This is a genomic window from Bosea vaviloviae (assembly GCF_001741865.1).
Classification (GTDB): Bacteria; Pseudomonadota; Alphaproteobacteria; order Rhizobiales; family Beijerinckiaceae; genus Allobosea; species Allobosea vaviloviae.
In genome coordinates, this window is record NZ_CP017147.1 from 5,780,548 (window position 1) to 5,803,054 (window position 22,507).

26 protein-coding genes are annotated in these 22,507 nt (G+C 65.8%); 15 read left to right on the forward strand and 11 right to left on the reverse strand.

The window, feature by feature from the left end; all coding sequences use genetic code 11:
* Window positions 1-136: 136 nt before the first annotated feature.
* The 3 genes from BHK69_RS26715 to BHK69_RS26725 all read right to left on the reverse strand — a co-directional run bounded on the left by BHK69_RS26715 (window position 137) and on the right by BHK69_RS26725 (window position 2,706).
* The gene (locus BHK69_RS26715) at window positions 137-1,228 is read right to left on the reverse strand and encodes a class I SAM-dependent methyltransferase (protein WP_069692757.1); all 1,092 of its coding nucleotides are present in this window, start codon (window positions 1,226-1,228) and stop codon (window positions 137-139) included.
* Window positions 1,225-2,088: a prolipoprotein diacylglyceryl transferase gene (lgt, locus tag BHK69_RS26720; protein WP_148663602.1), complete on the reverse strand. Its 864-nt coding sequence runs from the start codon at window positions 2,086-2,088 to the stop codon at window positions 1,225-1,227. Before lgt ends, BHK69_RS26715 begins: the two co-directional genes overlap by 4 nt.
* A gap of 81 nt (window positions 2,089-2,169) precedes the next feature.
* A complete protein-coding gene (locus tag BHK69_RS26725; RefSeq protein WP_148663603.1) occupies window positions 2,170-2,706 on the reverse strand; it encodes a MarR family transcriptional regulator in 537 nt (178 codons plus the stop codon).
* Window positions 2,707-2,820: 114 nt separating this feature from the next.
* Between BHK69_RS26725 and BHK69_RS26730 the strand changes: the two genes are divergently transcribed.
* Complete coding sequence (locus BHK69_RS26730) at window positions 2,821-3,174, forward strand: cupin domain-containing protein (protein WP_069692760.1); 354 nt, start codon at window positions 2,821-2,823, stop codon at window positions 3,172-3,174.
* A gap of 153 nt (window positions 3,175-3,327) precedes the next feature.
* Here the strand turns inward: BHK69_RS26730 and curA are convergent, their stop codons facing one another.
* A complete protein-coding gene (gene curA, locus BHK69_RS26735) occupies window positions 3,328-4,350 on the reverse strand; it encodes an NADPH-dependent curcumin/dihydrocurcumin reductase (protein ID WP_069692761.1) in 1,023 nt (340 codons plus the stop codon).
* 143 nt (window positions 4,351-4,493) lie between these two features.
* On the opposite strand from curA, the gene BHK69_RS26740 reads away from it, so the two are divergent.
* A complete protein-coding gene (locus BHK69_RS26740) occupies window positions 4,494-4,886 on the forward strand; it encodes a RidA family protein (protein ID WP_069692762.1) in 393 nt (130 codons plus the stop codon).
* An 88-nt stretch (window positions 4,887-4,974) separates the two neighbouring features.
* Here BHK69_RS26740 and BHK69_RS26745 read toward each other — a convergent pair whose 3' ends face one another.
* Entirely contained in the window at window positions 4,975-5,304 is a 330-nt protein-coding gene (locus BHK69_RS26745) for a hypothetical protein (protein WP_069692763.1), read from the reverse strand.
* Window positions 5,305-5,541: 237 nt separating this feature from the next.
* Between BHK69_RS26745 and uvrC the strand changes: the two genes are divergently transcribed.
* The 6 genes from uvrC (at window position 5,542) to BHK69_RS26775 (ending at window position 11,326) form a co-directional block, all read left to right on the forward strand.
* On the forward strand, window positions 5,542-7,629 hold the full coding sequence (uvrC, locus tag BHK69_RS26750; protein WP_083269911.1) for an excinuclease ABC subunit UvrC: 2,088 nt from the start codon (window positions 5,542-5,544) through the stop codon (window positions 7,627-7,629).
* A 60-nt stretch (window positions 7,630-7,689) separates the two neighbouring features.
* Complete coding sequence (gene pgsA / locus BHK69_RS26755; protein ID WP_069692765.1) at window positions 7,690-8,307, forward strand: CDP-diacylglycerol--glycerol-3-phosphate 3-phosphatidyltransferase; 618 nt, start codon at window positions 7,690-7,692, stop codon at window positions 8,305-8,307.
* Window positions 8,308-8,333: 26 nt separating this feature from the next.
* Window positions 8,334-8,585 (forward strand): molybdopterin converting factor subunit 1, encoded by a 252-nt coding sequence (moaD, locus tag BHK69_RS26760; RefSeq protein WP_069693992.1) that lies wholly within the window; start codon window positions 8,334-8,336, stop codon window positions 8,583-8,585.
* 119 nt (window positions 8,586-8,704) lie between these two features.
* On the forward strand, window positions 8,705-9,160 hold the full coding sequence (locus BHK69_RS26765; RefSeq protein WP_069692766.1) for a molybdenum cofactor biosynthesis protein MoaE: 456 nt from the start codon (window positions 8,705-8,707) through the stop codon (window positions 9,158-9,160).
* A gap of 4 nt (window positions 9,161-9,164) precedes the next feature.
* Complete coding sequence (locus BHK69_RS26770; protein ID WP_069692767.1) at window positions 9,165-10,235, forward strand: DUF1176 domain-containing protein; 1,071 nt, start codon at window positions 9,165-9,167, stop codon at window positions 10,233-10,235.
* On the forward strand, window positions 10,232-11,326 hold the full coding sequence (locus BHK69_RS26775) for a DUF1176 domain-containing protein (RefSeq protein WP_069692768.1): 1,095 nt from the start codon (window positions 10,232-10,234) through the stop codon (window positions 11,324-11,326). The genes BHK69_RS26770 and BHK69_RS26775 overlap by 4 nt, the downstream gene beginning before the upstream one ends.
* A 192-nt stretch (window positions 11,327-11,518) precedes the next feature.
* Here the strand turns inward: BHK69_RS26775 and BHK69_RS26780 are convergent, their stop codons facing one another.
* Window positions 11,519-12,406, reverse strand: coding sequence for a branched-chain amino acid aminotransferase (locus tag BHK69_RS26780; protein ID WP_069692769.1), 888 nt, complete (start codon window positions 12,404-12,406; stop codon window positions 11,519-11,521).
* Window positions 12,407-12,596: 190 nt separating this feature from the next.
* Here BHK69_RS26780 and BHK69_RS26785 point away from each other — a divergent pair, with 190 nt between their 5' ends.
* From BHK69_RS26785 to BHK69_RS26795, 3 genes are all read left to right on the forward strand, one after another.
* Window positions 12,597-13,115, forward strand: a complete 519-nt coding sequence (locus BHK69_RS26785) for a MarR family winged helix-turn-helix transcriptional regulator (protein ID WP_069692770.1) — start codon at window positions 12,597-12,599, stop codon at window positions 13,113-13,115.
* Window positions 13,116-13,235: 120 nt separating this feature from the next.
* Window positions 13,236-13,964 carry a response regulator gene (locus tag BHK69_RS26790; protein WP_069692771.1) on the forward strand — a complete coding sequence of 243 codons (729 nt, stop codon included), beginning with the start codon at window positions 13,236-13,238 and terminating at the stop codon, window positions 13,962-13,964.
* Between the two features lie 119 nt (window positions 13,965-14,083).
* Window positions 14,084-15,418: an ATP-binding protein gene (locus BHK69_RS26795; RefSeq protein ID WP_083269912.1), complete on the forward strand. Its 1,335-nt coding sequence runs from the start codon at window positions 14,084-14,086 to the stop codon at window positions 15,416-15,418.
* A gap of 188 nt (window positions 15,419-15,606) precedes the next feature.
* Here the strand turns inward: BHK69_RS26795 and BHK69_RS32395 are convergent, their stop codons facing one another.
* Complete coding sequence (locus BHK69_RS32395; RefSeq protein WP_158516286.1) at window positions 15,607-16,338, reverse strand: hypothetical protein; 732 nt, start codon at window positions 16,336-16,338, stop codon at window positions 15,607-15,609.
* Window positions 16,339-16,715: 377 nt separating this feature from the next.
* Window positions 16,716-16,940 (reverse strand): DUF1127 domain-containing protein, encoded by a 225-nt coding sequence (locus tag BHK69_RS26800; RefSeq protein ID WP_069692772.1) that lies wholly within the window; start codon window positions 16,938-16,940, stop codon window positions 16,716-16,718.
* Between the two features lie 104 nt (window positions 16,941-17,044).
* Here BHK69_RS26800 and BHK69_RS26805 point away from each other — a divergent pair, with 104 nt between their 5' ends.
* Window positions 17,045-17,968: a transcriptional regulator GcvA gene (locus tag BHK69_RS26805; protein ID WP_069692773.1), complete on the forward strand. Its 924-nt coding sequence runs from the start codon at window positions 17,045-17,047 to the stop codon at window positions 17,966-17,968.
* Window positions 17,969-18,113: 145 nt separating this feature from the next.
* Window positions 18,114-18,788 carry an alpha/beta hydrolase gene (locus BHK69_RS26810; protein ID WP_158516287.1) on the forward strand — a complete coding sequence of 225 codons (675 nt, stop codon included), beginning with the start codon at window positions 18,114-18,116 and terminating at the stop codon, window positions 18,786-18,788.
* Window positions 18,789-18,809: 21 nt separating this feature from the next.
* Here BHK69_RS26810 and BHK69_RS26815 read toward each other — a convergent pair whose 3' ends face one another.
* Window positions 18,810-19,718, reverse strand: coding sequence for a LysR family transcriptional regulator (locus tag BHK69_RS26815; protein WP_069692775.1), 909 nt, complete (start codon window positions 19,716-19,718; stop codon window positions 18,810-18,812).
* Window positions 19,719-19,835: 117 nt separating this feature from the next.
* On the opposite strand from BHK69_RS26815, the gene BHK69_RS26820 reads away from it, so the two are divergent.
* Both BHK69_RS26820 and BHK69_RS26825 read left to right on the forward strand, forming a co-directional pair.
* Window positions 19,836-20,459, forward strand: a complete 624-nt coding sequence (locus BHK69_RS26820) for a glutathione S-transferase (RefSeq protein ID WP_069692776.1) — start codon at window positions 19,836-19,838, stop codon at window positions 20,457-20,459.
* A gap of 5 nt (window positions 20,460-20,464) precedes the next feature.
* The gene (locus BHK69_RS26825; RefSeq protein WP_069692777.1) at window positions 20,465-21,376 is read left to right on the forward strand and encodes a pyridoxamine 5'-phosphate oxidase family protein; all 912 of its coding nucleotides are present in this window, start codon (window positions 20,465-20,467) and stop codon (window positions 21,374-21,376) included.
* A gap of 213 nt (window positions 21,377-21,589) precedes the next feature.
* Here BHK69_RS26825 and BHK69_RS26830 read toward each other — a convergent pair whose 3' ends face one another.
* Window positions 21,590-22,123 carry a GNAT family N-acetyltransferase gene (locus BHK69_RS26830; RefSeq protein WP_069692778.1) on the reverse strand — a complete coding sequence of 178 codons (534 nt, stop codon included), beginning with the start codon at window positions 22,121-22,123 and terminating at the stop codon, window positions 21,590-21,592.
* 30 nt (window positions 22,124-22,153) lie between these two features.
* A complete protein-coding gene (locus tag BHK69_RS26835; protein ID WP_069693994.1) occupies window positions 22,154-22,507 on the reverse strand; it encodes a tRNA-binding protein in 354 nt (117 codons plus the stop codon).

A 22,507-nucleotide genomic window follows, 5' to 3' on the forward strand; every position in this document is an offset into this window, starting at 1 on the left:
AGCCGGATGATGTCAGATGGAATCGCACAGTGATCCCAGCTGAAATCTGAATCCGTCTCTCATCTAAGAGTGAGAGCAGGATCAATGCGAAAAACCGGTTCCCACCTTTTCGCATCCTGCTCTGGTGCAGCGGGCTTCAGACCTGCTCTGGCAGCCGATGAAGGTCAAATCCGGGCAGCGGCGGCAGGTTCCGATGCGATAGCGCCAAAACCTTGAACAATTCGCCCATGCCGCTCGCGCCCTGTTCGGTCAGGCGGTCGAAGGCGGTAGAGATCGCAGCGCCCTGGTCGCGACTGGCCTTGTGCGACAGCGCCTGCGCACGCGCCGCCAGGCCCAGCGCCAGCAGGAAATCTCGCTGGGTCGCAGGACCATGCGCCGCCGCACCGGACGACAGGCCGGCCTGCGCCACACGCGCGAAATCGACATGAACGGTGAGATCGGCCTCGCCCGGCTCGCTGAGCGGCAACGTGAAGGCGTGGCGCTTCATCGCCTGGAGCGTGTCGCCAAAGCCGGACCGGGCTGAGCCATAATCGATCAGCAGCGCCACTCCGCCGGCCTCGGCAAAGTGACGGGCGAGGGTCACGACGATGTCGAGCGCGATCAGCGGCTGTTCGAGAAGCGCCCCCTGTGGTGCAGCCAGCGACAGCCCGGCATCGATTGCGGCCAGGCCAAAGCTCAGCTCACCCGCGGCATCGAGCCCGACCAAGCGCTCGCGCCAGCCCTGCAGCGTCATCACGAACTGGTCGAGCGGCAGCGCGTCGAGGAATTCATTGGCGAGGACGAGCACAGGACCGTCCAGCGCAGTCGCGATGCCGTCATGCCAGACCGGCGCGGCCAATCCTGCCAGTGTCCGCGCCTGCACCGCGCGCAGCGCCGGGCTGGTCTCGACGAGATGGACAGAAACAGCCTCGCGGAAGCCGGGAACGATTTTCGTCGCACGCAGGACATCGGCCATCAGCGTGCCGCGCCCCGGCCCGAGCTCGATCAATCGCAGCGAGGCCGGCGCACCCATCGCCTGCCAGGCATGCGCGGCCCAGAGCCCGATCAATTCGCCGAACATCTGGCTGATCTCGGGCGCAGTGGTAAAATCCCCCTGCGCGCCGAAGGGATCGCGCTTCATATAGTAGCCATGACGCGGATGGCCGAGGCAGAGCGCCATGTAGCGCGAGACGCTGATCGGCCCCTCCTCACGGATCAGGCCGGCAAGCTCGGCCTTGAGCGCACTCACGCGCTGGAGCCGGATTCGGACATCTGCTGGGGGCGCCTTGCCCGCAGCACCAGCACGAGCCCGGCGAGGAAGAGCGGCAGCGAAAGCAGCATGCCCATGGTGACGCCGCCACTCAGCGCGTCGACATTGCCGCCGAACAGGAAGCCGAGCTGCGGATCGGGCTCGCGGAAGAACTCGCAGACGATGCGCGCAACGGCATAGCCCATGCCGAAGATGCCCGCGACCAGCCCCGGCCGCTTGAGGCCGCCAAGGCGCACGACGAGCGCGAGCAGGGCAAACAATAGCAGCCCCTCGCCAAAAGCCTCGTAGAGCTGGCTCGGATGACGCGGCAACGGCCCGGCATCGGGGAAAACCATGCCCCAGGGCAGCCCGGGCGCCGGCCGACCCCAGAGTTCGGGTTTGATGAAATTGGCGATGCGGCCGAGGAACAAACCGATCGGCGCGACGGCGGCGGCAAGATCGAACATCGCCAGCACCGGATAGCCGCGCCGTTTCGCGAACAACCACAGGCCGGTCGCCGCCCCGAGCAGCCCGCCATGGAAGGACATGCCGCCCTGCCAGATCGCGATGATGTCCTGCGGGCGAGCGAGGTAGCGCTGCAGATCGTAGAACAGCACGAAGGCGAGCCGCCCGCCGAGCACGACGCCCAGCGCCACGAACAATATCATGTCGTCAAGCTCTTCCGGCTTCGGCCGCGACCGCCCGGCCCAGAGTGGATCGGTCGAGACCAGCCGGCGCGAATACCACCAGCCGCCGAGCAGGCCCGCGACATAGGCAAGCCCGTACCATTTCACCGAAAGCGGGCCGATCGACAGCGCAACCGGGTCGATCACCGGGAAGGGAATGGCGAATACGGGCATGGGCAAAGGGTCCGGTGGACGGGCGCAAGGTGATGACCGCCGGAAGCACCCCGGGTCAAGGCCCGTTTCGCCGTTCTCCGATCAGTCCGCGCCCGGCCCAGCGTCTTCGGGGGGCGCATGCGCCTCGATCGACAGCAGCAGCTCCTTCAGCAACTCGGCCAGAGCGGCGCGCCTGTCGGGGGCGATGCCCTCCAGAAAGCGCATCTCGTTTGCCATATCGGCCCGGAAGGCATCCTCGACCTGCCGCACGCCCTCCTCCGTCAACATGACGAGCAGGCTGCGGCCGTCCTCCAGCGCTTTCTCGCGCCGGATCAACCCAGCCTTCTCGAGCCGCACAAGCCGATGCGTCAACCCGCCTGAGCTGATCATCAGCGAGCGGTAGAGATCGGTCGGCGTCAGCCGATAGGGCGCGCCGCTGCGACGCAAAGTGCACAACACGTCGAACTCGCCGCGATCGAGTCCGAACCTGGCAAAGCAGCGCTCGATGCCCGGCCGGATCAGATTCGACAGCCGGTAGGCGCGCCCGAGCACCGCCATCGGGGTCGTGTCGAGATCGGGCAATTCGCGCGCCCAATGCCCCCGCAACCGCTCGACATGATCCAGATCCGCCATAGCCATCCATTCCCTCCGCCTGCGCCGCGAGACCTACAGCCGAGAATCTATCTTGACAAGAAGATACCTGGATGCAAAGTATCTTCATGCAAAGATATATTGAGCCCGAGGAGAATTGAGATGCCCGCCATCATCGCCAGCGATACACTTCGTTCCACGCCGAGCCGCACGGCCCGTTTCGACGGGGTCGCCCATGGCTCCCCAGTGTCGTTCTTCCTGGTCGAAAACGAGCCGGGCCAGGGCTCGGCGCTGCATGTCCATCCCTATATCGAGACATGGATCGTCCGCTCGGGTGAGGTCGAGTTCACCGTCGGCCAGGAGAAGCTGAGAGCGAGAGGCGGCGACATCGTCGTGGGGCCTGCCGGCGTCCCGCACAAATTTGTCAATGTCGGCACGGGGCGGCTGGAACTCGTCGGCATTCACGCCAGCGACCGCATCCTGCAGGATCTGGTCGATGAAAGCGCGTCAGCGTGATGGGCGTTGCAGGTGTCGGGGCCCAGGGATCTCGCGCCCCGACATGATCGATTTGATAGCATCGCTTCAGATCTGATCAGGAGGCCTGCCATGCCGTCAGTGACCGTTCGACAGCTTTCCGAGGACCTGCCGGTGACTAATTCTTGGCCGGCATCAATCTGAAATCTTCACGATCAGCTTGCCGAAATTCTTGCCCTCGAGCAGGCCGATGAAGGCGTCGGGCGCATTGGCCAGCCCCTCGACGATGTCTTCCTTGTATTTCAGCGCCCCCTCCGCGATCCAACGCGGCATCTCCTGCTCGAAGGCCGAGCGCTGTGCGACGAATTCGCGCTGGATGAAGCCGCGGATCGTCAGGCTCTTGGATAGCACCTGGCGCATGACGACCGGCAGCCGATCGGGTCCCTCGAAATCGCCCTCGCTGTTGTACTGGGCGACCAGGCCGCAGACCGGGATCCGCGCAAAGGTATTCAATAGCGGGAAGACAGCGTCCCAGACCTTGCCGCCGACATTCTCGAAATAGACGTCGATGCCATCTGGGCAGGCCGCCGCCAACTGCTTCGCAAGGTCGGGAGCCCGGTGGTCGATCACGGCATCGAAACCGAAGGTCTCGCGGACGAAAGCGCATTTCCTCTCGCCGCCGGCGATGCCCACGGCGCGCGCGCCCTTGATCCGGGCGATCTGGCCGACGGCCGAACCGACCGGTCCGCTCGCCGCCGCCACGACGACAGTCTCGCCCGGCTTGGGCTGGCCGATCGTCAACAGGCCGGCATAGGCGGTGAAACCCGGCATGCCGAGCACGCCCAGCGCCGTCGTGACGGGCGCCACGGTGGGATCGAGCTTGCGCAGTTGCGCCCCGTTCGCCACCGCGTGGGACTGCCAGCCGGAATGGGAGAGCACGATATCGCCGGGCTTGAAGCCGGGATGGCGGCTCTCCAGCACCTCCGCGACCGTGCCGCCTTCCATCACCTGGCCGATCTCGACTGCCGCGGCATAGGATTTCGCGGCGCTCATCCGCCCGCGCATATAGGGGTCGAGCGAGAGATAGAGGATACGCAGCAGCACCTGCCCCTCGGCCGGGCTCGGGCAAGTGACGGTCTCAAGCCTGAAATTACCGGGCGTCGGCCGGCCGGTTGGGCGGGAGGCGAGAACGATGCGCCGGTTGTCCTCTGCAGTCATGATCGATCTCCCATCCTTCGGCGCGGGCCGTAGCGTTCGGCGTCGCAACGATGCCGGTTTCCTCTAAGCTCGGCACAACAGCGCCGGAACGCAAGACATCCCGGAGCGCAAAACTCCCCGAACGCAAGACTCGGAGCCGCCCCATGAAACGAGACATCATCCGCGTCGAACCGTTCTCGAGCTGGGGCGAGCGCTTGAAGGTGCCGGTCTCGACGCTGGTCCGCCATGGCGACACGCTCTATCTCTCGGGCATCCCGCCCTTCGATCCAGCGACCGGCGAGATCGTCCAGGCCTCGATCGAACGCCAGACCGAGATCGTGTTGGATCAGATGAAACTCTGTCTCGAAACCGCCGGTTCGTCGCTGGAGAACGTGCTGAAATGCAATGTCTATTGCACCTCCGTCGAACAGTTCGCGGCCGTGAACGCGGTCTATGCGCGCTACTTCCCCAAGGACCCGCCGGCTCGCATCTTTCTCTGCGTGCCGGCCTGGTTCGGGCCGTTCGACATCGAGATCGACTGCATCGCCGCTGTGTGAGCGCGTCGTCAGATTTGTTCGCCCGCTGAAGACCGCTACCTGGATTTGGCCGCCCGCTTGGGCGAGCCGGCAATTCGCCTGTTAACGCTCAGCGATAGCCGAGCGCCGCGAACTGCTCCTTGAACCACCAGAAGCCGGCCGCCGTCGCCACCGCGATGATGACGAACATGAACCAGCCGGTCGCCGTCAGGTTCTGACGAGAGGCGTCGGCATATTTGAGCCTCTCTCCGAACAGGACGAAACCCAGTCCGCAAATGACGCAAAGCGGTACGATCGCGAAGATCTTGAGGAAATACCGCACCTCCGGCGCGCCCTGCCGAGCGTCCTGAAGCGGCCCCAGCACGAAATACCAGGCCAGGCCGAGCCCGAGCGCGATGAGGAACAGACCACCCAGCCGCGCCTTGAGATCCTGCCACATGGATTGAGCTTTCCGTTCTTTCTCGACGCTGAGGAATCGATCGGCCTTATATCGGCCAGTGAGGGCGGAAAGGGCCCTACCATGGCTCATTGGCGATCCGAGCCAGGCGAGCAGCCCGGAATCGACTTCTGGGGCAGCCGGTGCCTCAATGCAATCTCTCGAAGAGTCGGCTGCCGAAGCTTAAGAATCGCACGCTCCTGACATGACGAAACCCGCATCACGTCCTACATGCAGGCGATGAATCGCGAACGTCCAGACGAGCTGCCGGATGCCGAGATGGAGGATGAGGAGGAAAGCCTCCCGCTTCCCGCGCCCGCGGCTGACCTCACAGAGGCAACTCCCGGCGCGCTGAAGCACGGCATCGAGGTGATCGCCGGCTTCGCCAGGCATCTGCCGGGCAAACCCGGCGTCTACCGCATGTTCGATCGTGCGGGCGAGGTGCTCTATGTCGGCAAGGCCAAGAACCTGAAGAACCGGGTCACCGCCTATGCCCGCGGCATGGCCCACACCAACGCCGTCGCGCGCATGATCGCCGAGACGGCGAATATGGAGTTCGTCACCACCGGCACCGAAGCCGAGGCGCTGCTGCTCGAATCCAACCTGATCAAGCAGTTGCGGCCGCGCTACAACGTGCTGCTGCGCGACGACAAGTCGTTCCCCTATATCCTGCTCAGTGGCGACCACGAGGCACCGCAGATCGCCAAGCATCGCGGCTCGCGCCAGCGCAAGGGCGATTATTTCGGCCCCTTCGCCTCGGTCTGGGCGGTGACGCGCACCATCGATGCGTTGCAGAAGGCCTTCCTGCTGCGCTCCTGCACCGACTCATTCTACGAGAACCGCACCCGGCCCTGCCTGCTTTTCCAGATCAAGCGCTGTTCCGGCCCCTGCACCAGGGAGATCTCGATCCCCGACTATCAGGGCCTCGCCAGCCAGGCCCGCGATTTCCTGTCAGGGCGCTCATCGACCGTGAAGCAGACCTTGTCCGCCCGCATGCAGGAGGCGGCCGAGGAGCTCGAATTCGAGAAGGCGGCGCGCTATCGCGACAGGCTCGCGGCGCTCTCGGCCGTGCAGGCCGGGCAGGACATCAACACGCAAGGCGTCGAGGAGGCGGATGTCTTCGCCATCGACGAGCAGGCTGGGCAGTTCTGCGTCGAGATCTTCTTCTTCCGCAACCACCAGAACTGGGGCAACCGGGCGCTGTTTCCGCGCGCCGACAAGAGCCTGACCCCGGCAGAGGTCCTGGCCTCGGTGGTCAGCCAGTTCTACGACGACAAGCCGCCGCCGCGCCTCGTGCTGCTCTCCCATCCCGTCGAAGAGATCGAGCTGATCGCGCAGGCGCTCTCGACCCGCGCCAACCGCAAGGTCGAGGTCACGGCACCCAAGCGCGGCGAGAAATACGATCTCGTCGCCCATGCCCAGAAGAACGCTCGCGAGGCGCTCTCCCGCAAGCTCGCCGACAATGCCGGCCAGCAATCGCTGCTGGCGGCGCTGGGCGCCGCCTTCGGCATGGAGAAGCCGCCGCGCCGCGTCGAGGTCTACGACAACTCGCACATCATGGGCACCAATGCGGTCGGCGGCATGATCGTCGCCGGCAAGGACGGCTTCATGAAGAGCCATTACCGCACCTTCAACATCTCGACGGACACCATCGCGGGCGACGATTTCGGCATGATGCGGGAGGTGCTGCAGCGACGGTTCGCGCGGTTGGCGAAGGAAGCGGGTCCAAATCCGACGACCTCAACCGACTCTCCTCCCCCTGGTGGGGAGGAGTTGGAGGTGGGGGGCGTACCGCTTGGAGAGGGCTTGCCAGGCGGTACGCCCCCCATCCCCCTACAAGCGGCGCGGGAGGATGAGGCCGATGACTCAGCCTTTCCGTCCCGCCCGGACCTCGTCATCGTCGACGGCGGCAAGGGGCAGTTCGAGGCCGCGCGGAAGATCATGGCCGAGCTCGGCGGCAGCGACGTTCCCCTCGTCGCCATCGCCAAGGGCGCCGACCGCAACGCCATGCGCGAGACCTTCTTCATGACCGGCCGCGAGCCCTTCAAGCTGCCGCCGCGTGATCCAGCGCTCTATTTCATCCAGCGGCTCCGCGACGAGGCGCACCGTTTCGCCATCGGCACCCACAGGGCCAAGCGCAAGCGCGACACGATGACGAACCCGCTCGACGAGATTCCCGGCATCGGCCCCTCACGCAAACGCGCGCTGCTGCTGCATTTCGGCACCGTGAAGGCGATCCAACGCGCCAAGCTCGACGATCTGATGCGCACGCCCGGCGTCAACGCCGCCACCGCCAAGGCCGTGCATGAATTCTTTCATGATGCTTGACCGTATTTGCGACCTCGCGTCCTTGCGTGTTGACGCTGTCGCAAACGCGCTGCTTTGGTGATGACCGTGACGATTCTTCCAGAAGCCATAAGGCGGCGGGGCCCCTGGTCGCTGCCAAATCTCCTGACCTACGGCCGGATCCTGGCGATTCCGGCGCTGGTCGGCCTGTTGTTCTGGCCCAAGGACGACTGGGTCCGCTGGATCGCGCTCGCCGTCTATGTGCTGGCGGCCGTCACCGACTATCTCGACGGCTGGATCGCGCGCGCCTGGAGCCAGCAATCGGCGATCGGCCGCATGCTCGATCCCATCGCCGACAAGCTGCTGGTCTGCGCGCTGCTCTTGATGCTGGTCCATACCGAGACGATCAAGGGCTGGGCGATCTGGGCCGCGATCGTCATTCTCTGCCGCGAGATCCTGGTCTCAGGGCTGCGCGAATTCCTGGCCGAGCTGAAGGTCAGCGTCCCCGTCAGCAAGATCGCGAAATGGAAGACCACGGCGCAATTGCTGGCGCTCGGCTTCCTCGTCGCCGGCCCCGCGGGCGACACGGTGCTGCCTCACAATACGCAGATCGGCATCGTCATGCTCTGGGTCGCGGCGGGGCTGACGATCTATACCGGCTGGGATTACTTCAACGCCGGCATCCGCCACCTCGTCGAGGAGGATACGCGCACGCCATGACCGAAGCACTGACCCAGGCTCGCACTGTGAAGCTGGTCTATTTCGCCTGGGTTCGCGAGCGCATCGGCCTGTCCGAGGAGACCGTCGCGCCTCCCCCCGGCACGGAGACGATCGCCGATCTGGTGCGCTGGCTGAAGACCCGCGACGAGGGCTACGAGGCCGCTTTCGAGAACGAGGCGATCGTGCGCGCCGCGATCGACCACCATCACGTCAAACCGGATGCGGCGATCACCGGGGCCCGCGAAATCGCCTTCTTCCCCCCGATGACGGGGGGATAGATGGCCGCCGCGTTCCCCCGTCATTGCGAGCGCAGCGAAGCAATCCAGGGGGGCGTAGCGCACTGCCGCCCCTGGATTGCTTCGTTGGCTTCGCCTCCTCGCAATGACGGTTTGGGTTGATGACACCCATCATCCGCATCCAGCGCGAGGATTTCGATCTCTCGGCCGAGATCGCGGCGCTCACGGCCGGCCGCAGCGATATCGGCGCCGTCGTCAGCTTTTCCGGGCTCTGCCGCGACGAGGGCGGGCGATTGAAGGCACTCGAGCTCGAGCATTATCCCGGCATGGCCGAGGCCGAGATCGCCCGCGTCGCTGAGGAGGCAACGCGGCGCTGGCCGCTCTTGGGCCTCGTTGCCATCCATCGCCATGGGCTGGTCGCGCCGGGCGAGCAGATCGTGCTGGTGATTGCAGCTTCCGCCCATCGCCGCGCCGCTTTTGAGGCGGCCGAATTCCTGATGGACTATCTCAAGACCCGCGCGCCGTTCTGGAAACGCGAGCATCTGCTCGACGGCACGATTGGCGGCTGGGTCGAGGCCAAGGATGCCGACGACAGGGCAGCCCAACGCTGGGAGTGAAACGATGAGCCGCTGGCCGGGCCTGCTGATCGGAGTGCTGCTTCTGCCGAACACTTCCGCCAGCACGGCCGAGCTTCGCAGCAAGGTGTTTCGCGACTGGATCGCCGGCTGCGACAACCTCAACCAATGCGTGGCGCTGTCTTTTCCGGGAGAAGATGCCTCACCCGGCATCGCCTATCTCAAGCTGGAGCGAATCGGCGGCGCATTGGCTGCGCCGACGCTCACGCTCAACCTGCGCGAAGCGAAGCTGAAGGAGAGCTTCCCCACCGAGCTGACGCTGGACGACGCACCTTTCCCGACTGCAGGGCACATGTTCAAAGGCTTCTCGATGGACGGAGAGGTCGGCGAGGTCGGACTGCCCGAGGCGGAGATCGCGGCGCTGCTCGCGGCCGCGCGCAAGGCAACGAAGCTTGCAGTGCGCTTCGAGGGCAAGAGTTTCGCCGTCTCGCTCGCCGGCGCGGTCGCGGCGATGATCTGGATCGATGAGCAGCAGGGAAGGCTCGGGACGGTCGACGCCCTGATCCGCAAGGGCGACGCGCCGGCCACGCGCGTGCAGCCGGCGCGGACCCTGCCGGTGATCACCGCCCGGGCGACGGCAAAGCTGCCGAAGCCCGATGCGAAGACGGTGCAGGCGATCACCGGCGCGGTGCGCGACCAGGTCAAGGCCGGCGGCGCGACTGATTGCGACAATAGCGGCCCGGTCCGCGAGCCCGACCGCATCTGGCCGCTCGACGCCAATCGCAGGCTCGTCGCGCTGCACTGTGGCACCGGCGCCTATAATTCCGCGACCGGCTACTGGATCGTGACCGGCAATTCAGGCGCGAATGCGAAACCTGTCACCTTCCCGGGCGAGAAGAGCAACATTCTCGTCAACGCCGAATACGACCCGGACAAGGGACAGCTCAGCTATTACGGCAAGGGCCGTGGCGTCGGCGACTGCGGCAGCGCCGCCAACTACGCCTGGACCGGATCGGCCTTCGTGCTGACGTCGCTGACCCGGATGGAGGTCTGCCGGGGCCTGCCGCCCGACGACTGGCTCTCGCTGTTCCACAGCGAGGTGAAGGTGGCGAAATGAGCAGACTGGCGTGGGCGAACGCCCATCTCGGCTTCGCGCTGCTTTGCGGCCTGCTCGCTTTGCCCGCCGGCGCGGCCGAACCCACCAGCGGAGCCTTCCGCGAATGGCTCGCCGGTTGCGACAATCTCGGGCGCTGCACGGCCCTGTCGCTTCCGGTCGACGGCGCGAGCTTTCCGGCCATGCTGATGCTCCAGCGCGAGGCCCGACCGGCCGCGCCGCCGGTCCTGACACTGACGCTGAAGGCCGACACGCTGCCGGAACTGCCGCTGGTCGCCAACCTTGCCGTGGACGGCGCACCCTTTCCCTCGCCGGGCGCAAAACTGACGGTCGAGCGCGCCGATCTCGAAACCGGTCGCGTGCGCTTCACGCCCGAGCAGATCGAGGCGCTGGTTGCCGCGATGCGCAAGGCAACCGCCATGACCGCGACGATGGCGCGTGACAGCTACGAGATTCCGCTCGCCGGTGCTGTCGCCGCAATGCTCTGGCTGGACGAGCGACAGGGGCGGCTCTCGACGCCGACGGCCTTGATCCGCAAAGGGGACACTTCGCCCACGCGCATCCCGCAGCCCGCCCCGCTGCCGATCGTAACGCCGGTGCCGACCAAAACCCTACGGGGGCCAACGAAGGCACAGGCAAAGGCGCTCGCCGCAGCGATGCGTGAACAGCTCCAGCGCACAGACCCCGATGCCTGCGAGGATAACGAGCCGGCCCGCGGGATGGACAGCGCCGTCCAGATCGACCGCAGGAGCCGGCTCGTCATGCTCTCCTGCCTCGGCGGCGCCTACAACTACACCACGAGCTACTGGATCGTGCCTGGCAGCGATGTCGCCAAGGCGCGCAAGCTCGCCTTCCAGCAGCCGGGCAAACCCACCGGAAACCGCCTCATCAACGCCGAGTACGATCCGGCGACCGGCCAGATCGCCTTTCTCGAAAAGGGGCGCGGCCCCGGCGATTGCGGCCGCCTGGGCGGCTACGCCTGGACCGGGAAGAACTTCGTGCTTACGACCTACGCCGAGATGCCGCGCTGCCAGGGCCTGCTGCCCGACGACTGGCTGGTGCTCTGGCGCAGCGAGGTGAAGGCCGCCAAGTAGCGCGGCGCCCCCACGGCTGAGCCTCTCCGTCATGGTCGGGCTTGTCCCGACCATCCACGTCTTCGCTGGTCGCAGGTCTTGGCTGGTCGCAGGTCTTGGCTGGTCGCAGGTCTTGGCTGGTCGCAGGTCTTGGTCAAGTCGTGATGCTCGCCACGAGGGCGAGCATCACGACAGAGGGTCGCGACCGGCCGCTCACGCCGCCTTGGACTGCGGCCGTACCGCGGCCGAGTAATCCTCCATGATCACCTTGCCCATATTGCCGGTGATGAAGGAGTAGGGCCCGATCTCGGAGACCAGCGTCACTTCGGCGGCAGAGCCGGTGATGAAGCACTCGTTGAAGCTCTCCAACTCCTCGGGGCGGATGCGACGCTCGACCACCTCGAAGCCACGCTTCTTGCACTGCTCGATCACCGACTGGCGGGTCAGGCCGTTGAGGAAGCGGTCGGCGAGCGGGGTATGGACCACGCCGTCCTTGATGAAGAAGATGTTGGCGCCGGTGCATTCGGCGACATTGCCTTCCCAATCCAGCATCATCGCGTCGGCATAGCCGGCGCGCTCGGCCTTATGCTTCGACAGCGAGCAGATCATGTAGAGGCCCGCCGCCTTGGCATGGACCGGGGCGCAGGCCGGATCGGGCCGACGATAGGTCGCGACGTCGAGGCGCACGCCCTTCAGCTTCTGCGCCATGTCGAACATGCTCGGCCACTCCCAGACCGCGATCGCGGTATGGATCGTGTTGTTCATGCCGGACACCGCCATCATCTCCGAGCCGCGCCAGGCGACCGGGCGGATATAGGCGTCCTTCAGTCCGTTTTCCTTCAGGCAGAGATATTTGGCGGCGTCGAGCTCGGCGACCGAGTAGGGGATCGTGAAATCCATGATCTCAGCCGATTTGTGGAAGCGCTGCGAATGCTCGGTGCCCTTGTAGATGACGCCGTCATAGGAGCGCTCGCCCTCGAACACGCAGGAGCCGTAATGCAACCCATGGGTCAGTACGTGCACCTTGGCGTCCTTCCACGGCACGAGCTTGCCGTCGAACCAGATGACGCCATCGCGCTGGTCGAAAGGAATGACTGACATGGGGTGCTCCTCTTGCACATCCGATTTTGAACATACGGTTCGGCCAAACACCGCCACAACGGCGTAAAACGCGCAAGTCCGGACCGAAAAATGCGCGACGGCGGCCTATTGCGACATATTCCGTCGCCATGCACGCTTGACCGGTAATCTTACGTCTGAGATATGTCAACATCACTGACGTATAGCGGGGATGCTGCTGGTGACGGACACGCACGCTCGACCGATCGACCCGGCCAAAGCCCCGGCAATGACCGAAGAGGTGCCCTTCGATTTGATCGAATTGCTGTTCTTCGCCTATCGCGATTTCGTCGGCGATCCCGACCGTATCCTGTCCGAATACGGCTTCGGGCGGGCCCATCATCGCGTCCTGCATTTCGTTCTGCGCCGGCCGGGCCTCACCATCGCCGAGCTGCTCGACATCCTGCAGATCACCAAGCAGAGCCTGAACCGTGTCCTCAAGGAACTGGTCGAGACCGGCTATGTTGAGCAGCGCACCGGCGTCCAGGACAAGCGCCAGCGCCATCTCCACAGCACGCCAGCCGGCGAGAAACTCGCGCTCAGCCTGGTGCAATTGCAGGCCAAGCGCATCAACGCCGCCCTCGACGGCGTCGGTGCCGAGGCGGCCCCAATCGTCGCACGCTATCTCGCGGGGTTGATCGACGCATCGGAACGCCACAAAGTGCTGGGATTCCTTGCCAAGCCGCGATGAGCGAGGCGACTGAATCTATGCGGCCAGCAACACGCCAACGTCACCATGGCGTGTCAGAAGGATGACTTGGCCGGCATGCCGGACGCCGCTCCGGCCCGAAAACAAGGATGTGAACAGCCGATGGCCGCCGCCAGCGCGCGACAACCGCTCCCCGACGAAGCGCCCCATATCCTTGTGGTCGATGACGACCGCCGCCTGCGCGATCTGCTGGGACGCTTCCTCGGCGACAATGGTTACCGCATCACCACCGCAGCCAGCGCTGCGGAGGCCGATACGCGGCTGACCAGCTTCGTCTTCGACGCCATCGTGCTCGACATCATGATGCCGGGCGAGAACGGCTTCGATTTCGCCAAGCGCTTCCGCTCCGATTCCGCCATCCCGATCCTGATGCTGACCGCGCGCGCCGACAGCAAGGATCGCATCAACGGGCTCGAACTCGGCGTCGACGATTATCTCGCCAAGCCCTTCGAGCCGCGCGAATTGCTGCTGCGGCTCGGCAACATCCTCAAGCGCACGATCGTCGTCGATACCGCGCAATCCGCGACACGCCCGGATTTCGTCCGCTTCGGCCCCTTCGTCTACGGGTTGGCGCGCGGCGACCTTCACAAGGGCGAGGAGATGATCCGCCTGACCGAGCGCGAGCGCGAAATCCTGACCGCACTGGCCGAACGCGCCGGCGAGGTCGTGCCGCGCGAACAGCTCGCAGCCCAAGGCAGCGCCGCCAATGACCGCACCGTCGACGTGCAGATGAACCGTCTGCGCCGCAAGGTCGAGCGCGACCCCGCCGATCCGCTCTATCTGCAGACCGTGCGCGGCGTCGGCTATCGCCTCGTGACGGATCGCGCGTGACACCCGTGCAGCCCGCCGATCGCCGGTCGCGCCTGACCCGGGCGGCAGGGCTGGGCGTGAACCGGGCGCTGGCGGCGAGCGCACGCTGGCGCGCCAGCCTGCACAGCACGCTGAAACCGATGTTGAAGGCCGCCGGCCGGCCGCTGCACGGCATCGCGCGCTACATGCCCAAGGGGCTCTATCCGCGCGCCCTCGTCATCGTCATCGCGCCGGTCGTATTGCTGCAATCCGTCATCGCCTATGTCTTCATGGAACGGCATTGGCAGACCGTGACGCAGCGCCTGTCCTCGGCCGTCTCGGCCGACATCGCCATGTTGATCGACGTCTATGAGAGCTATCCGCAGGACGCCGACACCACGATCCTGTCGCGTATCGCAGCCGACAGGCTCGGCATGGATGTCGATATCCTGCCCGATTCCGACCTGCCGGCACCGGGCCCGCGGCCCTTCTTCTCACTGCTCGACAACGCGCTCTCGACCGAGCTGAGCCAGCAGGTGGCGCGGCCGTTCTGGCTCGACACGGTCGGTCGCTCCAGCCTGATCGAAATCAGGATCAAGCTCGGCAAGAACGTGATGCGCGTGCTGACGCGGCGCAACTCGGCCTATGCCTCGAACAGCCATATCTTCCTGCTCTGGATGCTCGGCACCTCGCTGATCCTGCTGACGATTGCGGTCTTGTTCCTGCGCAACCAGATCCGGCCGATCCTCAAGCTGGCCGATGCGGCGGAGGCCTTCGGCAAGGGCCGCGACGCCGAGTTCCGCCCGCGCGGCGCGCGCGAGGTCCGTCGTGCCGGCAACGCCTTCATCGAGATGAAGCGCCGCGTCGAACGCTCCATCGGCGAGCGCACGACGATGCTGAACGGCGTCAGCCACGACCTGCGCACCATCCTGACCCGCTTCAAGCTCTCGCTGGCACTTCTTGAGCGCTCCACCGAGATCGACGCACTTGAGAAAGACGTCGACGAGATGAGCCGCATGCTTGAGGACTATCTCGCCTTCGCACGCGGCGACGCCGGCGAAGCGCCGGTCGAAACCGACATCCGCGCTCTGCTTGAGGAATTGAAATTCGACGCGGAAAGGCAGGGCCACCAGACCGAACTCGAGGTCGTCGGCGACCCGCTCGTGGTGATCAGGCCCGACGCCTTTCGCCGCTTGCTGACTAACCTCGTCTCCAACGCCGCTCGCTTCGGCGACCGCATCGCCATCCGTGCGACGCATGACGCGCGTTATCTGATCGTGGTGGTCGAGGATGACGGCCCTGGCATCCCGCCCGAGCAGCGCGAGGAGGTCTTCCGCCCCTTCTTCCGGCTGGACGAGGCCCGCAATGTCGACAGCGGCGGCACGGGGCTCGGCCTCGCGATCGCCCGCGACATCGCCCGCGCCCATGGCGGCGACATCATCCTGGCGGATTCGAGCCTGGGCGGATTGCGGGCGACGGTGCGGCTGCCCGTGTAGGGGCGGCTTTGAGTGGAGGCTGTGAAAGTGCGATTGTGCATCAATTTCGACTGATGCGCGTGGGCCTAAGGTTCTCGCCTTCGATGAAGCGTGCCATGCAAGCCTCGGATCGCTACAAAAAGCCTACCAAATCACTTCCGTTCCACACAGCCTCGGTGGGGAAGGGAAATTCGCGCTCGTAAAAAAGATCACCACTTACTGAAGTCGCCATGGACCAAATTGGACATCGGTGCGTAGTCATACGGATTTGTCACTGGAACAAGACGAGGTTCTGGGTAGTCAGATAGCCAAGGTATTTTTGATCTTAACGTTCTGGTGACAGGCGTACCGGTCAGTCGATCCAGAGGCCCTATCGGTATTCCCGAAGAGACCATTTCGATACGCACAGCTTTCAAATTTACGCCCTTGCCGAAGGAAGCGGACAGGTTGCTTTTCTCAACGCGTGCAAGTGATCGCGGATTGCTTAAATCGTAAAGTCTGACGAACATCGGCATCACGGACTCGGGAACGTTCGCTTCGGCTCGCAGCGCGTGGTAAAAGCTAATTCCCTCCGGTGTTCCCGGCGCAGGACCTGGAAAGGCAGCCGAATAGATATACACTGCGTTATCGGCATTTTGCTCAGACCGCAGAAGCACAAAAAAGCTCCCGCGCTTGCCAAGATCAACCATCACGGCCTCTCCAGCAGCGGTTGTTCTCCGCCGCCCTCGATCGACCTTCACTTGGATAACACCTGAGCCCGAACGCATCCCCTCCGGGGTATCTACATCCACAGTGAGCCGGTAGCGCCATATCGGCTGCGGCATTAGCAGCGCGGCAAAAATCACGAGGATGAAGGCCGCTGCTACGATTAGTGCGATGTGTCGCCTAGAAAGTGTCGTCACCACAGACAGCCCATCACTGCAAACAATCGTGGCGGTCACATTAGCCCGTGTCTTACACTCGACCGTTAATCCGGTGCGGTGCGTCGCGAACGTCCGCATCGGCTCAAAAAAACTCCTGCAATCGAGCCCATCTGCACCTCTACTACAAGCGCTGCTGGGCCCAGCTCTCACAAGAAATGCGGCAGCTTCGACAACGGCTTCCCCGCGACATCGCGCGCGCCCATGGCGGCGACATCATCCTGGCGGATTCGAGCCTGGGCGGATTGCGGGCGACGGTGCGGCTGCCCGTCTGACCAGAGGCAAATAGGGACTATGGGCCCCGGCAAATCACCTCCGGAAGCCTGTCGGCAAACGCAGATCGTCCCGGCGGCAGCCGGGACGATCTGCTATTTCTAGCGAATGAAGCTGACCCGCTGCTACCGGCGGCGCCAGAACGCCCAACGGGCGGTCTCGTTCACCCGCTCCACATCGCTGCGCGACAGCGCGATGTCCGAGAGCGCGGAATCGTCCATGCGGTAGAGCGCTCGCGCGCTGGCCCGCGCCGTGAGCCAATCCTCCAGGCGCAGGAACAGGCCGTGGAGCCCGTGCGCGCTGCGATGTGTGGCGAAGGCAAGATTTTCTGTGGCGATCATGGCCGGCATGGCGGCCTCCTGTGATAGATTTCCTGCCTGTAATTTGGGGGTTGCGGGGCCTCTAAGCAAATGAGAAGTTCTTTGCTTCAGCCCAAGCAGAACTTGGCCATGCGATGACCCGGCGCCAACTCCCGCCCCTCACCTCCTTGCGCGCCTTCGAGGCTGCGGCGCGGCACCTCAACTATGAGCGGGCGGGTGACGAGCTCGCCGTCACCGCCAGCGCGGTTGGCCAGCAGGTGAAGACGCTCGAAACCTGGCTCCGGCGGCCTCTCTTCGTCAGGCTGCCAAGCAAGGGCATCGCGCTGACGGGCATCGGACAGCGCTATGCCGCCTCGATCTCGCAATTGCTCGACCAGCTCGACGAGGCCACGGCGCGGGCGCTGCGGCCCGATGTGTCGAACGTCCTGACTGTCAGCACCATGCCGAGCTTCGCCCTGAGCTGGCTGATCCCGCGGCTCGGCTCGCTCAAGCAGCGCCACCCCGAGCTCGAGGTTCGCATCTCGGTTTCGCTGCACCTGACCGATTTCGCGCGCGAGGACGTCGATGTCGCGGTCCGCTACGGTCCCGGTGGCTATCAGGGCCTGCACTCGGAGCTGCTGATGGCGGAGAGTTTCTTCCCCGTCTGCAACGCAGCATTGCTCAACGATCCCGCGCGCCCGCTGCGCCAGCCCTCGGATTTGCGCCACCACACCTTGCTGCACGAGCACGTGGAGGGTATCCCGGACTACGTCACTTGGCCGAAATGGCTCGCCTTCGTCGGCGTCCATGACATCGACGCGATGCACGGCCCGCGCTTCTCGCACACTTTCCTCGCCTTGCAGGCGGCGGCCTCCGGCCAGGGCATCGCCCTGGCGACGAGCGCCCTGATCGGCGACTATCTCGACGCCGGGCGCCTCGTCCGCCCGTTTCCGCAACAGCTGCAGAGCTCCTTCCAGTATTATGTGGTCTGCCCCGAGGCCTCCGCAGAGCGGCCCGCAATCGCGGCGTTCCGCAGCTGGATCCGCGAAGAGGCGGCCCAACACGCCGATCTGCGCTGATCGCCGCGAGCGGCCGGGCGCACCACGGCCGCCGCCCCGAATGGCAGTAGCGTCCGCCCCCACCCCGTCGCATCATGGCGCCCAGTGAACGGGCCACGGCTTCCCGAGCGGAGACAGGCGGGAACGGATGACGGTGGCGATGAGGATGCTCCTGCTCACGGCGCTGCTGGCGCTGCCCTGCGCCGCTTCGGCCGAAGAGGTCGTCGAACTCGGCGGCGGCCTGTTCGGCGGTGGCCGGGCCTTGCTCAACAAGCCGGCGGGCAAGGCCAGGGCCGGGCTCGTCCTGCTGACGGGCGGCGACGGCTATGTCGGCATCGGCAGCGGCGGCGATGTCGCCCGGCAAGGCAACTGGATCGTGCGCATGCGCGGCGCCTATGCCCGCAGCGGCATCGCCAGCATCCTCGTCGATGGCGACGCTGACCCGACCAAGGCCATCGACCTCATGCGCAGCATCGCACCGCGCGTCATCGTCGTCGCGATGAGCCGGGGTTCGCTCAAAATTCCAGGCCTGCTCGCGTCGCGGCCCGACGGCGTGGTCTTCGTCTCGTCGATGCTCGACGACGTTCGCGCCACGCTGGGCGATCCCGCGCGCCTGCCGCCGACATTGGTCGTGCATCATCGCCAGGATAGCTGCCGCGTGACGCTGGCTGACTCGGTCGCGCCCTTCCAGGCTTGGGCCGGCAATCGCGCCAGGACGGTCTGGATCGATGGCGGCACCTCGACCGGCAATCCCTGTCAGGCGCGAGCCTATCACGGCTTCATCGGCCGCGAAGGCGCCGTCGTCTCCGCGATCACCGGCTTTGCCGGATCGCTGCGCTGAAGCATTCCGGATGTCACTGCGTCAGCGGCCGGGCTCGGGCCGGATGACGCTCAGATGCAGCAGGCGCGAGGCCGCGAAATCGATGAAGGCGCGCACCTTCGGCGCCAGGCGCTGGCCGCTGGGCACCACGAGCTGGACCGGTGACGGTGGCGGCTCGAATTCCGGCAGCAGGCGAACGAGCACACCGGCAGCCAGATCGTCGGCCGCCTGATAGGACAGCAACCGTGCCAATCCGCGCCCGGCGCGTGCCGCGATCAGCACCGCCTCGACCTCGTTGATGATGAGGCGCGGCGTGATCGCGATGCGCGAGGACCGCCCCCCTCCCCCGAAACGCCAGATCAGATCGCCGCCGGCGCCGACATTGGCGATGACATCGTGCCCAGCGATGTCGGCAAGGCGCTTGGGCGCCGGCCGGCGCTGCAGATAGGCCGGAGACGCCACCAGCACGCGCCTGACCTCGCCGACCTTGCGCACGACCAGCCGCGAATTGGGCAGTGCCCCGACCCGGAGCGCGACATGCAGATCCTCCTCGATGAGATCGAGATTGCGGTCGGCCAGCACGAGCTCGACCTGCAGCTCGGGATGCAGATCGAGGAACTCCGCGACCAGCGGCGTCACATGCCTCCTCCCGAAGGCGAGCGGCGCGGTCACGCGCAGCAGGCCGCGAACCGGCGCCGCCGCCACCCCGCCCAGCGACTCCTCGTAATCCGCCAGCATGCGCCGCGCCGCGACCGCCAGTTCCTGCCCGGCCTCCGTCGGCGTGAGCTGGCGGGTGGTGCGGGCGATCAGCCTTGCGCCGACGCGCTCCTCGAGCCCGGCGAGCGCGCGTGTCACGGCGGGACGCGAGCGACGCAGGCGCCGCGCCGCCTCCGCAAGGCTGCCGGCATCGATGATGGCGACGAAGATCGCGAGTTCGTCGAGACGATCCACGGACTGTTCCGCTTAATGAAATTCTGAAGTCAATGGATAGCAGATTTCCCGCGATGGCTGGAACGATCATCTTGCGGGCGTTCTTCAGCGAGGTTCCCGTTCTTCAGCGAGATTCCTATGACACAGCCCCGGATCGTTCTTCATGGCACGCCGCTCTCCGGCCATGCCCACCGCGTCGAATTGCTGCTGCTGGCGCTCGGCCTGCCCCATGAGCTTGCCTCCGCGCCCGCCGACATCCGCCGCAGCGACGCCTTCCGCAAGCTGAACCCGCTGCAGCAGATCCCGGTGCTGCAGGATGGCACGCTCACGCTCTGCGACAGCAACGCGATCATGGTCTATCTCGCCAAGCGCTATGGCGCGGGCAGCCAATGGCTGCCGGAGGAGCCGATCGCGGCGGCGCAAGTGCAGCGCTGGCTCTCGATCGCCGCGGGCGAGGTCATGCACGGGCCGGGCAGCGCCCGCTTGATCGCGCAGTTCGGTGTGGCCGATGACCCCGCGCGCGCCGGCCGTATCGCCAGCAAGTTGCTCGGCTTCATGGAGGGGCACCTGACCGGGCGCGACTTCCTCGCCGCCGAGCACGCCACCCTCGCCGACCTCGCCTGCTTCTCCTATGTCGCGCATGCGCCGGAAGGCGGCATATCGCTGGCGCCCTATCCCGCCTTGAGGGGCTGGATTGCCCGGATCGAGGCGCTGCCCTTCTTCAAGGCGATGCCCGCCTCGCCCTTGCCCCAGGCGAGTTGAACGCCATGGACGGCACGCCCTTCCATCCAGGTGAGCTTGAGGCGCAAGCCCTTGCCGGAACCGGCTCGCGCGGCGCCGGCATCCGCGACCTCATGCCGGAACAGCACCGCATCTTCTTCGGACAGCTGCCGCTGCTTTTCGCCGCGCTTAGCGACGAGGCGGGGCATCCGATCGCAACCGTGCTGAGCGGCGAACCCGGTTTCGTCCGCAGCCCGACGCCGACGACGCTCTCGATCCGCGCCCTCCCCCCTTCGGATGATCCCGCCGCCCTTCATCTCAAGCCGGGCCAGCCGATCGGCCTGCTCGGCCTCGAATTCCCGACGCGCCGGCGCAACCGCGCCAATGGCCTGATCACGGCGCGCGACACCGGCGGCTTCTCTGTCGCGGTAGCGCAGAGCTTCGGCAATTGCGCGAAATACATCCAGGCCCGGACGCCGCAGCCAGTCGCGCCTGTCGGCAGCGGCTCGTTCGAGCCGATCGCGCGGCTCGACGACGCGGCGCGCGGCTTGATCGGCCGTTCCGACACCTTCTTCGTCGCCAGCACGAGCGAGGCGCGCAAGCTTGGCGGCCTCGACATCTCGCATCGCGGCGGCAGACCGGGCTTCGTCGGCATCGATGGCGAGGTGCTGAGCGTGCCGGATTTCGCCGGCAACAACTATTTCAACACGCTCGGCAATCTGCTGCGCGATCCCCGCGCCTCCCTGCTCTTCATCGATTTCGAGAACGGCGCAGTGCTGCAGCTTCAGGGCCGCGTCGAGATCGTCTGGTCGGGCCCCGAGGTCGCACGGTTGAGCGGCGCCGAGCGGATCTGGCGCCTGCATGTCGCCAGTGGCTGGCGGCGCCGCGCAGCGCTGCCGCTGCAATGGTCGTCGCCCGAGCCGGCCGCGACCACGCTTGCGACCGGTGTTTGGGCTTAGAGCGCGATGGCTGGACCGGAACCGCCGCCGTCATTCCGGGGCGACCCGCAGGGTCGAGCCCGGAACCCAGAACCGACGGAGCTGGGAATCGAGCAGCGTCATCGGCCGCACTTATATCGTAACCACCTGCGGTTCTGGGTTCCGGGCTCAGGCCTGCAGCCTGCCCCGGAATGACTCAGGCGAGAATCATCGGACTCGGCGCCATCGCCCGCCTCAATCCGTCTGCGGATACCGCGCCAATTGCTGCGTCGATGCACCGTCGAGCATGATCTCGCGCTCGAAGACGAAGCCGGATTTCTCGAGCACGCGGCGCGAGGCCGGATTGGCTGGGCGCACCAGCCCGATGACGCGGCTTGCCCGCAGCGGACCGAACGCGACCGCCAGAGCCTCCGCCACGAACTCGGACGCAAAACCTCGCCCCCAGGAGGTGGGGTCGAGATGATAGGACAGGTTGAGGCCCTCGACGCCCGGCTTCACCGTCAGCCCACCGAAACCGATCAGCGCTCCCGATTGCTCGATCGCCCAACGCCCGAAGCCATGCTGCCGCCAATGCGCGATGTCGCGGGCCAGACGCTCGGCGCTCGCCTCGGGCGTATCTGGACGTGGGTGCGGGCGATGTGCAACGAGCTCCGGCCGCTGGAACAGCGCGACCAAGAAATCGAGATCGTCTGGCCGCGGGATACGCAGCACGAGGCGGCTGGACCGGCGGGAGGCCACCGCCTCATGCTGCTGCGAGTGCTCCGACATGGGCCGTTCAGGCAGAACCGCGCGGCAGGCTCAAAATAGCCGCCCGCCATCCGGCACGGCCAGGGTCGGCGCGAGCAGCACGACCTCGCCATCGGCGTCCGGCACGCCCAGCGTCAGGACCTCCGACATGAACTTGCCGATCTGACGCGGCGGGAAGTTCACCACCGCAAGGACCTGCCGGCCGGTCAGCTCCTCCGGCCGATAATGCTTGGTGATCTGGGCCGAAGACTTCTTCAGCCCGATCGTGCCGCCGAAATCGATCACGAGCTTGAGCGCGGGCTTGCGCGCCTCGGGATAGGGCGCGGCCTCAACGATCGTGCCGACACGGATGTCGACCTTGAGGAAATCGTCGAAGCCGATCGTGGCGGCGGGTTCCGAAGAGAT